Source organism: Vibrio mediterranei (assembly GCF_900088415.1).
GTDB lineage: Bacteria > Pseudomonadota > Gammaproteobacteria > Enterobacterales > Vibrionaceae > Vibrio > Vibrio mediterranei.
The window spans coordinates 423,340-437,530 of the sequence record NZ_FLLQ01000005.1 but is presented as its reverse complement, the minus strand read 5'-3'; the positions used below and the strand labels follow the sequence as shown (position 1 = coordinate 437,530).

Below are 14,191 nucleotides of genomic sequence, written 5' to 3'. Positions count from 1 at the left end.
CCTTTAAAGCTCATTTGATTACTTTAAAAAGTACGCTAAATCAGTCCCGACATTTTCCCTCGGTAGTTATTGTAATGACAAAGTCGCTTGGTAATTAAGGTACGACAGAATCGCTTGGTGATCACAAGGGTGGAGTAGGCGGATGAATAGGAAGAGTTGTTGATTTTGGTCTAGAGTATTAACACCAGTCGAATAACAAGGAAGTCAAATGAAGTCGTTACAGCAGTGGTTAGATGCTTACGGAGAGAGCCACCAAAACAGCACTAATCGAAAAATACACAAAATTGCGGTTCCCGGTATTTATCTTTCTATTGTGGGGTTGATCTGGTGTCTACCTCAGTTACCACTTGGTGGCATGTCTATTAACTGGGTATGGGTTGTGATGTTACCTGTGATGGTTTTCTATTTTCGTTTATCACGGTCGGTGTTTATTCAGATGCTGATCTTTACTCTTGCATGTTTAGCAATTATTACCTTCGCTGCAATGCTCGGTATGTCGGTGCTAACCGTCTGTATCGGTCTGTTTGTGGTGCTTTGGATAATGCAGTTTGTTGGACACAAGATTGAAGGAAAAAAACCATCGTTTTTTGATGATTTACAGTTCTTACTGATTGGACCTATTTGGGTGTTTCGCCAGAAATGATGGTTGACTTAAAAAAGACCGCTATCCCAGTCAAACTAGGATAGCGGTCTTTGTATTTAACAATAATGCCTTCGATAATCGGTTTAGAACAGTCCTCCGTTCATCGAAAGGTGAGCGAGAATACTGGCAGCGTAGCCGAGGGCAATCACCGGCATCCACTTCAAATGTCCGAAGAAAGTGTATTTGCCGTGTGCAGCCCCCATTAATGCAACGCCAGCTGCTGAACCGATAGACAGTAAGCTACCGCCGACACCTGCCGTTAACGTTACGAGCAGCCAGTTGCCCATAGAGAGCTCTGGGTTCATAGTCAATACCGCAAACATCACTGGAATGTTATCGACGATGGCCGAAAGAATACCTACCATTACGTTGGCCCAAACTGGATCCCATTGGGTATACATGATTTCTGAGACCACACTTAGATAACCTAGCAAACTTAACCCCCCGACACACATCACCACGCCATAGAAGAATAGTAATGTATCCCACTCGGCATGAGAAACTCGTCTAAATACATCAAACGGCACGATGGAACCTAGTCGTTTCAGAGCGGTTTCATCGTTGTTTGCAATAGCGATGGCTTTCTTCTTCGCAATGGAGCGAGGCAGTGTTTTACGCAGGAAGAACCCGAAGAACTGTAGGTAAGCTAGTCCCATCATCATGCCCATGACCGGAGGGAAATGAAGCACTGCGTGGAAGGCAACGGCCGTTGCAATGGTGAGAATAAAGAGTCCAACAATGCGAAACGCTCCACGTTTTAGTTCTACGTGAGCATGGACCGCATCAGGTTGTGTCTTAGGAACAAACAGCGACATGATCACGGCAGGCACAATGTAGTTAATCACTGAGGGGACGAACAGAGGCATAAATTCGGAGAAAGACACATGCCCCGCTTGCCAAACCATTAAGGTGGTAATATCACCAAATGGGCTGAATGCACCGCCCGCATTAGCTGCGACCACGATGTTAATACAGGCAATATTTACAAATCGTAGATTGCTTCCCCCGACTTTAAGCACGACTGCACACATTAATAATGCGGTGGTGAGGTTATCGGCAATAGGGGAAATGAAGAAAGAGAGGATACCTGTTAACCAAAATAAGGTTCTAAAGTTAAAGCCTTTTCCAACCATCCAAGATTGAAGTGCATCGAATAGTCGCCGCTCTTCCATTGCTGATATGTAGGTCATTGCGACCAACAAGAATAGTAAGAGCTCGGCGTATTCGAGCAAATTATGTTCTAGTGCGGATTTCGCAACTTCGATTTGACCTAGGTCTTTATAGACTAAGCCGATTATTATCCAAATTAAGCCTGCTGCGAGCAGAACAGGTTTTGACTTACGTAATTTAAGGTATTCCTCCATCATGACAAGGGTGTAAGCAATACCAAAAATAAGTAATGCTGCATAACCTACTGTGGATTGAGTGAAGTTAAAGGTATCCGAAGATACCGTTTCCGAAGCGAAAGTAGACGTGGCGATAAAAGGGAGTACTAAAAGGGTCTGCCATCGACTTTTTTTCATCATGTTTTGATCCTTCAAAAGCTAAATAAAATCAGGCGCTAACAATTGCGATACGATATTTTAAAGGTTATTCAACATTTTCGTTGTGAGCTAACTCGAATCTGATGAAGAGCTTGTGGTTAAAAAATAGACTTTTGACAATGTTTTCAGACCTCCTAGGCTTAGATGAAGGAATCTGTCTAATTTGGTGGAAGGGAGCAAACTCATGAAAACAGTCATTTCATTCTTGTTGACGACACTAATGTTTCTATTTGCGAATCCAGCCCTAGCCGAAACGCAACCTTACGTTTGTGACAGTGCCAACAAAGTAAACCTGCCGTTCCCAGTCTTAGAAAGTGAATGTCCTATTGGAGAAGGGTTGTGGGGACGCAGTGCGCCCAGCGAAAGTGATAAGTCTTTCTGGATACAATGTGGTTTTGTTCAATCGGGAAGTTTGCGTGCAGTACCTAGCAACTTGCAGCAAAATGTCAGTAAATCGATATGGCTAAAACCTGAAATAGACGGAGACCGTTGCTTGATTGGTCCTTATGAAAACTTCGAAGCAGCAAGTTTCGATTTAGCCGAGGTGAAAGCTATACCCGCCTATAAAGATGCGTTTATCAGAACAACCAGTATTTTGATTACTACCAGTGAAACCCAGTTGGTGGCCAGTGCTGAAGGAGAGTCACCTGTGAACTCGTTGAAAGAAAGCTATAGTGCAGTGGTTGTGGCTACTCCTTTTATGATTGCTGGGCAGCATGGACGCAACTCGTGCCTCTGTTACTTTTAGCGAAGGCTTGATTACTGTGATTAGAGCCAATCAATAAGCTTTGATACCAAACGGCTTTAATTTTTTCGGTAATAGCTCATCCAAATTCTGAATATCGTCTGGGAATATTTCAATAAGACTCAGGTCATGCTCTTGATAAAGCGCACGTGTGTGTTCAATGGTTCTGTCGTCTGCTACATCGCTATCTGATCCCCAATATTGTAGGTAGACTTTCCCTTGTGGTAAGTAAAAATCACTCACAACATCTTGTTCTATGGGTAACTGCCTTTGATAAGCATGAACAACGCCTGCCATATATAACCAGTTATCAATAATTAACTCGCCTTTCGATTGAACGTAATGACCATCGAGAGTTCGATGTTTTGCCGCGAATTTCTGCCGAAAACTTGAGAAGGATTTTTCAGTAGAGTGCGCTTCTGCATCGTGACCTTTAAATTCGATGACGGACTGTTTTAATCGAGCGTGGCGCAATACAGAGGGGTGCCAAACCACAAACTCATTGTTGTTCTGTTTATCTTTACGAAGACGAGCACCCGCGCGAAGGCCAATGGCCGTCGCCTTCCATTGGCTATCGTCACGCTTTATCCAACCTAGCTCACTAAGTAGAAGATTGATTTTTTTAGCTGGAAGCGCAAAGTGTTCACCAAGTTGCGTTGCAGTCAGTGTTGAGTCACTAATAAGTGTATCGTCGATTACAAGGTTTGACGGCCACACGATAAAGCGTCCATATTTTTCACTGTCCAAATAGTCACCGCCGAAACGATGTCCAATATCAGTTAGCAACCAACTGGACTCGTGCCAGCTGATATAACCTGCGCGCTTCAAAAGCGTAAACAGTGCTTTAGACTCCTGGTTTCGACTTTTTGCTAGTGCGGATGTGGACAGTTTATCGTGCATTCGATTCCTTACTCGGCCTTTTCCATAATAGTTAACAGTTTTTGAGCTGCTTGTTTCGGTGATCCTGCATGACTAATTGCTGAAACGATCGCGACACCATGAACACCAGTTTTTGCCACATCTAACAAGTTTGATTCGTTGATACCACCAATAGCAACAATAGGTAGCTCTATCTGTTGAAGTGCATTCGTTAGCCCTTCAAGCCCCCATTCAGTTTTTATGTTGGTTTTGGTTGTCGTTGAGAATATGGCGCTTAGCCCAATATAGTCGATTGGAAGCTGTTTCGCTTGTTGCAGTTGCGTTTCGCTTTCAATAGAAAGACCAAGAATCTTATCCTCACCGATAAGGGTTCGAGCTAGGGTCGCTGGCATATCGGTCTGTCCCAAATGCACGCCATCTGCATCGATGGCAAGGGCGACGTCTACTCGGTCATTGATGATCAATGGAACGGTAGTACCCTCAAGCACCTTTTTGACAGCTGCTGCTTTGGTGATGAAGGTCCTAATATCATGATGCTTTTCACGTATTTGCACCATTGTCACTCCACCTTCAACAGCCTGCTTCACGACTTCTATTAACGTATCGAGGTCTTGGTTTTCGTCTGTTACAAGATAGAGTAGATAAGGGTTGCGAGTCATCGTTTGTCCTTAACACTCTTTAATGTGGAGACGGCGTAGCACTTCTTCATCACTAAGCTGATACAGAGCATCAAGCAAATTCATTTGCAGTGAACCTGGGCCTTTTGATTGCTCAGCCGCGATTTCACCTGCGATGGCAAATATTGCCGCAGCTGCGAGGCCTGTGGTTTCACCAACCGCAGCAAATGCTCCTGTTACCGCTGATAGTGAGCACCCCATACCGGTGACAAAAGGCATCATCTCATGACCATTACTCAGTGCGTGAGTGGCTTCTTTATTGACGACGTAGTCGGTTTCACCTGAGATTACGACACAGCAGTTGTAGGCCTCTACTAATGCGCGCGCCGCAGATAAAGCTGCCTCACTTGAATCCAGTGCATCAACACCTTTGTTTTGTGATTTTTCCCCTGCCATGGCAATGATTTCTGATGCGTTACCACGAATTATTAAGTTGTCAGCGAGTTCTGCAAGTTGACGAGCGGTTGAGGTTCTTAATTTGGTTGCGCCACATCCAACAGGATCGAGTACAACTGGCTTATTATTCTCATTGGCTTGTTCTACGGCGAAGAACATACCAGGACGCCACACACTATCTAAAGTTCCAATATTGATGACTAGTGCGCCTGCGAATGACATCATTTCCGCCATTTCTTGCTTTGAGTGTGACATGATTGGTGAAGCGCCTACGGCTAATAGCGCATTGGCGGTGTTATTCATGACAACAAAATTCGTGATATTGACGACGAGAGGTTTTTGCTCACGTACTTTTTGTAGCGCGTTGATAATAAGGTCTTTGTTCATGTTTATCTCCAAACCTAGATTGAGCCGATAGAATGACAATAAATTAAAACAGGCTCAGGTTATGACTTTTTGAATGATTGTAATGGTATTTAGCTCTGTTTGCTTTAGATAGCGTGTAAAGAGGTCAGAATAATGATGCCAACAGTGCAAGTAAGCGTCGAAAGCACTGTTGTCAGTGCGATAATATTCGCTGCAAGCACTGAGTTTCCTCCCATAGAGCGAGCCATGACGTAGCTTGCAGCAGCGACTGGCGATGCACTCATAAAAAATAGAATGCCTAACTCCAAACCTCTAAAACCGAACCAGTAGCCTGCTGTTGTCACCACAAATGGAGCCAAAATAAGTTTGTAACTACTGGCGAGCCATGCTGGTTTCTGTTCTTTTTTCATCGAGCTTAAGTCTAGCGACCCTCCGGTACAAAGGAGGGCTAATGGCAGTGTCATTCTGGCGAAATAATTACCGGCATCAATGGCTATATCAGGCACGGGAATCGACAACATGTAGAATACCAGACCAGACACAATTGCGATAATTAATGGGTTTTTGGTCAATGTAGTCAGCATGATTTTTCCGGCTGAAACACCAGAGTCTGTGCCTTTTGGGGTAAGGCAAATCACCGCTTGAACATTATAAATAAAGGTAGTGACAGCAACATAGATAGCCGCTAAAGCGACCCCTTTTTCTCCGTATGCGTTGGCGACGTAAGCCAAGCCTATAATCCCGGTATTAGCTCGAAAACTTCCTTGAATAATGACGCCTTTATCCGTGGAGTGACGAAACATGGCGCCAACGGAGGTGTATGTGAAAATGAAGAAAAGTATATTGGCAATAATACTAAAAGTAATGAATTGGCTCGCTGCGGAGAAATTGTGCTCGGAGTTGACGATGCTTAAAAATAGCATGGCGGGTAGGGTAACTTTAAAGACTAACTTAGACGCCACGTCGATAAAATTATCGTTGATCAGACCGATTCGTTTGAACACTACTCCCAAAATGATCATAAGACAAATTGGGCCCGTGATGGTGATAGAAAACAGCAGTTGGTCGACCAAAGAGTCCATAAACATTCCATATTATCAGCGCAGTAGCATTGAATAATTATTCCACATCTTCTCATCCCAATAAATCAAGGATTGCAAAAAAGTACGACCGTGCTAAATTGGTGGTGTATTCGTTTTATTAGAGATTTAAATGAGCAAAGGTAAGCTGACCAAAGAGCACATTCTTAATCAAGCGTTCGGCATAGCGAGTCGTGAAGGCTTAGAAAGCCTGACGATCGGTGAGCTGGCTAAGCAGTGTCAGATGTCGAAGAGTGGTCTATTTGCGCATTTTAATTCCAAAGTGAACTTACAGGTAGCGGTGGTTGAGTATGCCGACGCTACGTTCCAGACTCGTGTGATCGCCCCTGTTAGAGAGCATCAGCATGAGTTGGTTATTGATAAGCTTAAGCATTTGATTGATAACTGGATGTGTTGGAATCAATCTTTCCAAGGCAGCTGTATGTTTATCGATGCTTGGCGTGATAATCGTCAAGACGAACTGCAAGTTTCTCTACGCAAGGCGATTTATCGCTGGATCAGCTACTTAACGATACAAATCGAGAAGGCCGTCGAAACTGGTGAGTTGAAAAAAGATCTGGATGTTAAGCAAGCGGCATTTGAACTTTATGGGCACTATCTTAGTGCGCATGTTTTTTACTCCCTCGTTGGGCAAGAAGAAAGTAGCCAAAGGTTTTGGAATAGTGTGACTAAGTCTTTTGAGTCTTGGTCGAGCTAATAGACATTTTTTTAAGATAAAAAAGCACGACCGTTCGAATCGTGCTGCAAGGAAGAGTCAGTCATGAGTGACAAAATTTACTTCAACACTTCTAATAAATTCAGTTTTAAAAAGCGCATGATTAACCTTACAACGCGCGCTCATCATAAGTTGGCGCCTAATCATGCGAAGAACACCGCGAAGAAGCTATTGTTGACGCCTGTTCGTTCTAAACCAAAGAATTCTGAGCCTCAGGGATTGGTAAAGGGTGAGATCGCGACGCCAGAAGGAATGTTAAAGACATATCGTCTTGGTACAGGTCCTGTGTGGATTTTAACTCATGGTTGGTCTGGTACGGCAAGCCAATTCTTCCCACTAATGGAGCACATCGCAAGTCGAGGATTTACTGCGCTTGCGTATGACCATCCTGCTCATGGTGAGAGTGAAGGTGCATTTGGGCATATTCCTGCCTTTGTTGGCGGTTTAGAAGGTCTGCTGGATAATGAAGACGATGTTGCTGGGTTAGTTGGGCATAGCATGGGCACGGCTTCGGCGATTGAATGTAAGCACGCGAAACTTCATGATAAACCTTTGCTGCTTATCGCGCCAGTTCTCGACTATCTTGATAATTTGTTTGGTAGCGTCGCGCGTTCTGGCTATTCGATGCGTTTGTTTGAAGCGGTAGTCGATGATATCCAAACCCAATATCAATACCCTTTGCAAACCATCGATCCCTATAACAAATTAGCGCTTCGCAATGCGCCAACTATTATTGTTCATGATGAAAAGGATCGTTTCACTAAATATTCTGTGTCGAAGAAAGCAGCGCAAGAGATGGTCAATGTAGAGTTGGTCACGACACATGGACAAGGTCATGGTCGCGTTATGCAATGTCAGGAGGCAAAATCGAGCTTTGATAAGCTGATTGGTGTTTAATAAAATCAAGATGTTGTAATTATATCCATATTGTTGATGTGGTTAACAAATTGATAATTTTTCATTATGCGCTTGGTTTTCTATATGGGATCATAACTTGGTCCCATAAGCGTAGAAACTGAGTATCAGTGTCGTATCCTCTTTAATATAACTACATCGGATACAGTCAGCCTTCTGATCGAATCTAACTTCCGGTTTCATTATCTCGTTTATGGCGTTAGGGCCGCGACATTGAAGCGTGTTTCAAGGTCGTTTTCGCCCGTCTAATCAAAGGAAGCCATAATAATGAATAGAAACGATAGTGTCCCCTTACCCTCCAATACCCGAGAGTGGTTCTTTAACCGTAACAGCATGATTATTCTTGCCGACGTCGTGCTGTTTGCTGTGCTCTATAACACCTTACCATTTGAACCCAGTGTTGTGCTGGGAATTAGTATCTTAGCGTTTATTGCTGTGCTGTGGTTGACCGAAGCGCTTCACGTGACTGTGACTGCTATATTGGTGCCGGTGATTGCGGTTTTGTTCGGTGTGTTTGATACGCAGACTGCTTTAAATAACTTTGCCAATTCCATCATATTTTTGTTCTTGGGTGGTTTTGCACTAGCGGCCGCTATGCATAGGCAAGGCTTAGATAAGGTTATTGCCGATAAAGTGCTAGTGATGGCAAAAGGTAAGATGAGCGTTGCGGTGTTTATGCTGTTTGGCGTTACCGCACTTTTATCTATGTGGATCAGTAATACTGCTACCGCGGCAATGATGTTGCCATTGGTGCTTGGTGTATTAAGTAAAGTGAATGAAGAAAGCGGCCATAACACGTACGTTTTTGTACTACTTGGCATTGCTTATAGTGCGAGTATTGGTGGTATTGCAACAATGGTTGGAAGTCCACCTAACGCGATCGCCGCAGCAGAAGTAGGGCTCTCTTTTACTGACTGGATGGCATTTGGCTTACCAACATCAATCATTCTGCTCCCTATTGCATTAGCTGTCTTGTTCTTTGTATTAAAACCTAAGCTTGATGGTGAGTTCGAAATCAATCATGAGCAAGTGAATTGGGATAAAGGGAAAGTAGTTACTCTGCTTATCTTTGCTCTTACGGTATTCTTTTGGATATTCAGCAAACCGATCAATGCAATGTTGGGCGGGTATGCGAAATTCGACACCATTGTTGCTCTTGGCGCTATTGTTGCGGTGAACTTTGCTCGAGTAGTTCATTGGAAGGATATTGAGAAGACCGCAGACTGGGGTGTCTTACTGCTGTTTGGTGGTGGTATCTGTTTGAGTAATGTCCTTAAAGCAACGGGAACGAGTGTTTTTCTTGCCAATGAATTAAGTGACATGATCTCTCAGTTCAACATGTTGGTGATTATCTTGGTGATTGCAGCGTTCGTGGTCTTCTTAACTGAGTTTGCCAGTAACACAGCGAGTGCGGCGTTGCTGATTCCGGTTTTTGCGAGTGTCGCTGAAGCGTTTGGAATGTCACCGGTGATTTTGTCGGTGTTAATTGCAGTGGCAGCCTCTTGTGCGTTTATGCTTCCGGTAGCGACACCTCCAAATGCAATTGTTTTTGCCTCTGGTCATATTAAACAGCAAGAGATGATGCGTATTGGTATTCTCTTGAATGTCGCTTGTATCGGCGCTTTGACCATAATTGCAATGAGCTTTTGGGCATAGTCTAACGTCATCGAGTTGACTAAATAATCAAATAGGTCGTAAATAGAAAAGGGTCATCAGTGTGTACTGATGACCCTTTTGCTTACCAGTTTATTTCGTCCAGCGTGTTATAGATAAGCTGAGCGCCAAGCGGTGACAAATGAATACCATCGGCTTGGTATAGTGATGCATAGTCTTTTTCGCATGCATATTGTTCAAACGTTTGGTAGATATCCACGATTTCAAGACCATTCTCTCCGCTGCTGTACATTGCTTTCAGCTTTTCAGCGTGTTTTTGACTCAACTGCTGAACTGCACTACGAATGGTTTCAACGGTGCCTTTGTGATTGCCAAACATTGGGAGCGAACCAACTGGGTCGATAGCAGAAGTGACGATTAAAATGGGTTGAATACCATGATGTTGAGACTGAGCAATCATAGCGTTGAGGTTACTGGCAACCACACTGATATCTGTGCCCCAGTTGAGGTCGTTCAGCCCGCCAAATAGAACAACGGCATCAGGAGCTTGGTCTAAAACTTGTTGTTTGAATCTAGATAGCATTCCTGCTGTCGTGTCACCGGGTACACCGCAGTTGATAAACTCAATATCTGGATGGGCTGCAATGAGTTTATCTGACCAGTTTTGATTTGTGGCTAAACCCCATCCAGCCGTCAAGCTGTCACCCAATAAGACGATTTTTTTCACGTATTATTCTCGTATGATCGAAAAAGCCGCTCCATTAAGAGCGGCTTTTGAATAAGTTAGATTAGTTGCTGCTGATGTATTCTTTAAAGCGGGCTTTAGTGTCTGCATCTGCCTTGTTGTACCAAAAGATGAGCATCTCTTCAGCCGTATTGTCTGCTGCGCCACCTGGTACTGCGATTTCTGCGTTTGCTGAATTCGCAGGTAAGGTTGCGGGTAGCGTTACAGCGGTAACTGCACCTGCTGCTGCGATAGCGGCTACACCACCTTTGCGGTTGTAATCTTCTGCTTCTCGGTTGTAGTCACGGCCGATCTGCATACCGTCTTTAATCAGTTTATCCTGAGTTACTGGGATAGCATTTCCATCAGCGTCGACCAAAGACCATTTAAAGCTATCAATGTCCTTTTTAGCTTGGCGCTCATTCTGGTAAGAAGGGACTTCTAGAGTAAGTTCTGTATTGCTAGCATCAAAACGAGCGATGATTGCTTTGCTTGGAACCGTCACACGTTCTTCTCGATTCAAATCAAACAAAGGTTCGAAGCGAAAGACAATTTGGTTTACACCATCTGGAAGCGTAGCGGTTTTGCCAGAAGAGAAGAAACCGTTGGATTTTGTAACTGGGTCTCCAGCATTGACTGATAGTAGATCAACAGAGTCAGGGATTTTGATCGTCACATCAGCAACAGCCATGGTGCTGCAACCAGCGAGTAATGCACAAGCAAGAATCTTAGAAGCTTTCATTTTATTTTATCCTAGCAGAATTATTCTAATAGTTTAGCGTACACTAGATTGCCTATGTTGTGGATTGATTGCAATCTTCGCCGCAATACTAATATGGAATTTAATCAAAAATTTACAATGTATGCTTGTCATTGTTGTGGTCGACGATCGGAAATACGGCGTCGTAAACCAGGTTAAAGAAATAGGCGTAAAATAGGGCAACAAAAACAAAACCTACGTCGGCAAGCACGGCGTCAATTATCGATAAATTCAAACTCCATGCGAGCAGTGGGATGGTTGCAACTAGCAACCCTAACTCGAACAGTAGTGCGTGGTAGACGCGTTGAGCAGGGGTCTTGATTGATGTCCCATGTAAGTAGATCAAAATTCGGTCAAAAGCGTAATTGTAAATGTAGTTCCAAATCATAGCGATTAACGACAGCGAGAATGCGGTCAAGGCTGCGGTTTTTACGTTAGCTCCGAAAACAAACATACAAATTGGTGCTGCAATAAGTAACAGTAATAGCTCGAACAAAATGGTATGTCTCAATCTATCGGCAGGGCCTCGCATTACATTTTTTGAAGTCACAATGTGCTCTCCTTCACATCTTATCGAATTGCGCAAACTTTATAAAAAAAACATTACATTTTGAAGATCGATCTATTAAGTTTTCGAATTGGTCGGAGGAGTGATAGCTCTAATGCGATATTTTTGTAAGAATATGATCCAAATATACAATTTTAATAATTCGCATGAATGTATTACTCTTTGCGGGTGCTATTAATATATATATGAGCGGTTATTGTTCGTCCTAAACTGCCCGTTTTTAAAATGACCTATTAAGTATACGGATACTTTGCCTTTTTCCTCAAACTAATATTTAGTAGCATATCAATTGGTGGTACCTCCACCAAGCTGCACTCAATGAGCCTAGATGGTCTCAAAAGAATGGAATCTAAGTGCTACGTACGATTTTCAATAACGCACAGAGATTTCATTTGAACACGCCAAACTTTTCATCGACTTTGATGGCTATATCAATACTAGTTTTTGCCTCCTATTGCGATGCGAGCGAAACGAAGACTTCAACAGAGAGTCAGAACAAGCCTGAAGAATCGGTGGAAACATCAGATGAGCTTCCTGACCGCAAGTTCGCCGCATTTCCTGTTCCAATTACTGATGATGCACTTGGTCTGGGTCTTGGCGTTAATGCCATGTACCTTCACGAACGAGCCGAAGGTGCTAAAAACCCCTCTACCAGTATGTTTTACGGTCAATACACTGACACAGGCAGTGGCATGGCAATCATAGGACATGAACATGTTTTTGCGCATGATGCGTGGCGTGCGGGTTTCTATGCTGGACACTTTGGTCTCAATTTGAAATACACAGGGCGCGTCGGAATGCAGTTACCTAAAGCCGCTCAATATTCATCCTACTCCAACTTTGTTTACGCAGAGGTACGTAAGCAAATTATTGATGACCTTTATTTAGGTGTGCAGGGTTTGTGGAGTGGTGGTAATGCGAGCCTTAATGAGCATACCGATCCAGAAATTAAAAAAGCGTTTGAGCAAGAAATGAGTGGTAGCAATAGCGCGCTCGGACTGCTTATGACCTACGACTCTCGCGATAATATGATGGGGGCGACGAAGGGATTAAACGTCGATTTAAGTACTTTGCGCTATTCAAGAGATAAACGGACGGGCAAACGCTTTACCAGACTGGATGCAGAAATCAGTCAATATTTTCCAATTGGAGATGATGTGCTGGCTTATCGAGTCATGGGTAAGGAAATGTTAGGTGATGCGCCAGAATATGAGTTTGTTACCCCTAGCTTACGTGGTGCCGATTGGAATAAATACCGAGGCAGTTCAGTGTACCAAGCTGAAATTGAATATAGGCACAAGTTCTCCACACTCTGGAGCGGTGTGGCTTTCGCTGGTGCGGCGGTGATAGGTAATCAGGACCGTTACTACACGCACTCGGTTCAGTCTGAAGTTGTGCCATCGGCTGGCGTCGGTGTTCGTTACTTATTGAATGCCAAGGAGCGATTTACTGTTGGTGTAGACGCTGCGGTATCAAAGATGGGTAATGCCAGCTTTTATATCCGATTTGGAGAAGCTTTCTAGTTGCCATCTCAGCCATTTTATTGATTTATAGTGCAAATAATCGGTAGTGGCATTATTGTTTTGGTTTATCTTTGGGTGCAATTTTTGTGCTATTGTTTTACGATAGTGCGCTTGTTAATAATATAGTCAAAGGGTTGGGTATGCTGAATATTGAACAGCTTGTTGCTTTTGTCGCTGCGGCAGAACAAGGCTCATTTTCTGCTGCTGCGAGGCATTTAGGAAAAAGCCAAAGCTCAGTGAGCATTGGTGTCAATAATCTGGAGGTCGATCTCGGGATTACGCTTTTCGACCGCAGTACCAAGTACCCTAAGCTGACGCCGCAAGGCGAGCGAATGTTGTCGCAAGCTAAGGTGCTTTTAAGACAAGCTGAACGAATTCGTAATTACTCACAAGCTAGTGTTGATAGTGTTGAAGATACATTAAAGATCGCCATTGACCCTTTACTACCATTCTCTTTGTTGGAATCCGCAATTGAGAAAATGTCTCAACGCTTTCCTTTCACACAAGTTGATGTTTCGAGGCTTGCAGCACACCATCTCACTAACGCGATTATCAAAGATGAAGTGGAACTTGGTTTCAACCTAGCGGCCGACGCGGTGCCAGAAGGGCTAGACTTTGTTTCTATCGCTAATATCGAGTGGGTGTGTATTTGTAGCCCGGATTCGATTTTCGCCGACATGCAGCAAGTGAGCAATGAAACCCTTATTGGCGAACGACAAATTGTGTGTCGCAGCATGATGCAGAATACGGTGCTTCAGGCTCAGGGCGCGTTTTCTCAAGATATTTGGCAAGCTGACGATCAAGAAGATGTGATCAAGCTGGTGGAACAGGGTATCGGTTGGGCGATTGTGCCTAAAGATTTCACTGTTGAAAAGCAGGCGATGGGTACCTTGATTGACTTTAGACCGGAATTCCAGCGCTATGAAATGATGAACTCTGCGGATGTGCTGTGGAAATCCAATACGAGGTTAGGTCCTGCTGCTAAGTACTTATGTGAGATGCTTGGTGTCTTCTAAGTAAAA

Annotated in this window: 15 protein-coding genes; 7 read left to right on the top strand and 8 right to left on the bottom strand. The window is 43.7% G+C overall.

The window, feature by feature from the left end:
- The first annotated feature begins 208 nt into the window (after positions 1–208).
- On the top strand, positions 209–643 hold the full coding sequence (locus VME0621_RS16925; RefSeq protein WP_062463398.1) for an Mpo1 family 2-hydroxy fatty acid dioxygenase: 435 nt from the start codon (positions 209–211) through the stop codon (positions 641–643).
- Positions 644–726: 83 nt separating this feature from the next.
- Here VME0621_RS16925 and nhaD read toward each other — a convergent pair whose 3' ends face one another.
- Positions 727–2,169: a sodium:proton antiporter NhaD gene (gene nhaD / locus VME0621_RS16920; protein ID WP_099046340.1), complete on the bottom strand. Its 1,443-nt coding sequence runs from the start codon at positions 2,167–2,169 to the stop codon at positions 727–729.
- A 202-nt stretch (positions 2,170–2,371) separates the two neighbouring features.
- Between nhaD and VME0621_RS16915 the strand changes: the two genes are divergently transcribed.
- Positions 2,372–2,935, top strand: a complete 564-nt coding sequence (locus VME0621_RS16915) for an SPOR domain-containing protein (RefSeq protein WP_051868387.1) — start codon at positions 2,372–2,374, stop codon at positions 2,933–2,935.
- 30 nt (positions 2,936–2,965) lie between these two features.
- Here VME0621_RS16915 and VME0621_RS16910 read toward each other — a convergent pair whose 3' ends face one another.
- The 4 genes from VME0621_RS16910 to VME0621_RS16895 all read right to left on the bottom strand — a co-directional run bounded on the left by VME0621_RS16910 (position 2,966) and on the right by VME0621_RS16895 (position 6,332).
- On the bottom strand, positions 2,966–3,832 hold the full coding sequence (locus VME0621_RS16910) for a hypothetical protein (RefSeq protein ID WP_062463401.1): 867 nt from the start codon (positions 3,830–3,832) through the stop codon (positions 2,966–2,968).
- An 8-nt stretch (positions 3,833–3,840) separates the two neighbouring features.
- Positions 3,841–4,470, bottom strand: coding sequence for a thiamine phosphate synthase (thiE, locus tag VME0621_RS16905; RefSeq protein ID WP_062463404.1), 630 nt, complete (start codon positions 4,468–4,470; stop codon positions 3,841–3,843).
- A gap of 9 nt (positions 4,471–4,479) precedes the next feature.
- The gene (gene thiM, locus VME0621_RS16900) at positions 4,480–5,271 is read right to left on the bottom strand and encodes a hydroxyethylthiazole kinase (protein WP_006070117.1); all 792 of its coding nucleotides are present in this window, start codon (positions 5,269–5,271) and stop codon (positions 4,480–4,482) included.
- 104 nt (positions 5,272–5,375) lie between these two features.
- Positions 5,376–6,332 (bottom strand): AEC family transporter, encoded by a 957-nt coding sequence (locus tag VME0621_RS16895; RefSeq protein ID WP_006070116.1) that lies wholly within the window; start codon positions 6,330–6,332, stop codon positions 5,376–5,378.
- 130 nt (positions 6,333–6,462) lie between these two features.
- Here VME0621_RS16895 and VME0621_RS16890 point away from each other — a divergent pair, with 130 nt between their 5' ends.
- The 3 genes from VME0621_RS16890 (at position 6,463) to VME0621_RS16880 (ending at position 9,636) form a co-directional block, all read left to right on the top strand.
- Positions 6,463–7,047, top strand: a complete 585-nt coding sequence (locus VME0621_RS16890; protein WP_006070115.1) for a TetR/AcrR family transcriptional regulator — start codon at positions 6,463–6,465, stop codon at positions 7,045–7,047.
- Positions 7,048–7,110: 63 nt separating this feature from the next.
- A complete protein-coding gene (locus tag VME0621_RS16885; protein WP_038230795.1) occupies positions 7,111–7,962 on the top strand; it encodes an alpha/beta fold hydrolase in 852 nt (283 codons plus the stop codon).
- Between the two features lie 285 nt (positions 7,963–8,247).
- Positions 8,248–9,636, top strand: a complete 1,389-nt coding sequence (locus tag VME0621_RS16880) for an SLC13 family permease (RefSeq protein ID WP_062463407.1) — start codon at positions 8,248–8,250, stop codon at positions 9,634–9,636.
- An 82-nt stretch (positions 9,637–9,718) separates the two neighbouring features.
- Here the strand turns inward: VME0621_RS16880 and VME0621_RS16875 are convergent, their stop codons facing one another.
- The 3 genes from VME0621_RS16875 to VME0621_RS16865 form a co-directional block, all read right to left on the bottom strand.
- On the bottom strand, positions 9,719–10,321 hold the full coding sequence (locus tag VME0621_RS16875) for an SGNH/GDSL hydrolase family protein (RefSeq protein ID WP_062463410.1): 603 nt from the start codon (positions 10,319–10,321) through the stop codon (positions 9,719–9,721).
- A 61-nt stretch (positions 10,322–10,382) separates the two neighbouring features.
- Positions 10,383–11,060, bottom strand: coding sequence for a DUF2057 family protein (locus VME0621_RS16870; protein WP_038230794.1), 678 nt, complete (start codon positions 11,058–11,060; stop codon positions 10,383–10,385).
- Between the two features lie 112 nt (positions 11,061–11,172).
- Complete coding sequence (locus VME0621_RS16865; protein ID WP_231892958.1) at positions 11,173–11,628, bottom strand: PACE efflux transporter; 456 nt, start codon at positions 11,626–11,628, stop codon at positions 11,173–11,175.
- Positions 11,629–12,068: 440 nt separating this feature from the next.
- On the opposite strand from VME0621_RS16865, the gene VME0621_RS16860 reads away from it, so the two are divergent.
- Positions 12,069–13,169, top strand: a complete 1,101-nt coding sequence (locus tag VME0621_RS16860; protein ID WP_197498263.1) for a BamA/TamA family outer membrane protein — start codon at positions 12,069–12,071, stop codon at positions 13,167–13,169.
- 140 nt (positions 13,170–13,309) lie between these two features.
- Entirely contained in the window at positions 13,310–14,185 is an 876-nt protein-coding gene (locus tag VME0621_RS16855) for a LysR family transcriptional regulator (RefSeq protein WP_038221951.1), read from the top strand.
- The last annotated feature ends 6 nt before the right edge of the window (positions 14,186–14,191 follow it).

What these genes read in the sequence shown, in the direction of transcription:
- VME0621_RS16915 (WP_051868387.1), top strand. Translation starts at nt 2,372, where the DNA reads ATGAAAACAGTCATTTCATTCTTGTTGACGACACTAATGTTTCTATTT.
- VME0621_RS16860 (WP_197498263.1), top strand. Translation starts at nt 12,069, where the DNA reads ATGGCTATATCAATACTAGTTTTTGCCTCCTATTGCGATGCGAGCGAA.
- thiE (WP_062463404.1), bottom strand. Translation starts at nt 4,470, where the DNA reads ATGACTCGCAACCCTTATCTACTCTATCTTGTAACAGACGAAAACCAA.
- VME0621_RS16870 (WP_038230794.1), bottom strand. Translation starts at nt 11,060, where the DNA reads ATGAAAGCTTCTAAGATTCTTGCTTGTGCATTACTCGCTGGTTGCAGC.
- VME0621_RS16855 (WP_038221951.1), top strand. Translation starts at nt 13,310, where the DNA reads ATGCTGAATATTGAACAGCTTGTTGCTTTTGTCGCTGCGGCAGAACAA.
- VME0621_RS16895 (WP_006070116.1), bottom strand. Translation starts at nt 6,332, where the DNA reads ATGGACTCTTTGGTCGACCAACTGCTGTTTTCTATCACCATCACGGGC.
- VME0621_RS16890 (WP_006070115.1), top strand. Translation starts at nt 6,463, where the DNA reads ATGAGCAAAGGTAAGCTGACCAAAGAGCACATTCTTAATCAAGCGTTC.
- VME0621_RS16880 (WP_062463407.1), top strand. Translation starts at nt 8,248, where the DNA reads ATGAATAGAAACGATAGTGTCCCCTTACCCTCCAATACCCGAGAGTGG.
- VME0621_RS16925 (WP_062463398.1), top strand. Translation starts at nt 209, where the DNA reads ATGAAGTCGTTACAGCAGTGGTTAGATGCTTACGGAGAGAGCCACCAA.
- thiM (WP_006070117.1), bottom strand. Translation starts at nt 5,271, where the DNA reads ATGAACAAAGACCTTATTATCAACGCGCTACAAAAAGTACGTGAGCAA.
- VME0621_RS16885 (WP_038230795.1), top strand. Translation starts at nt 7,111, where the DNA reads ATGAGTGACAAAATTTACTTCAACACTTCTAATAAATTCAGTTTTAAA.
- VME0621_RS16910 (WP_062463401.1), bottom strand. Translation starts at nt 3,832, where the DNA reads ATGCACGATAAACTGTCCACATCCGCACTAGCAAAAAGTCGAAACCAG.
- nhaD (WP_099046340.1), bottom strand. Translation starts at nt 2,169, where the DNA reads ATGATGAAAAAAAGTCGATGGCAGACCCTTTTAGTACTCCCTTTTATC.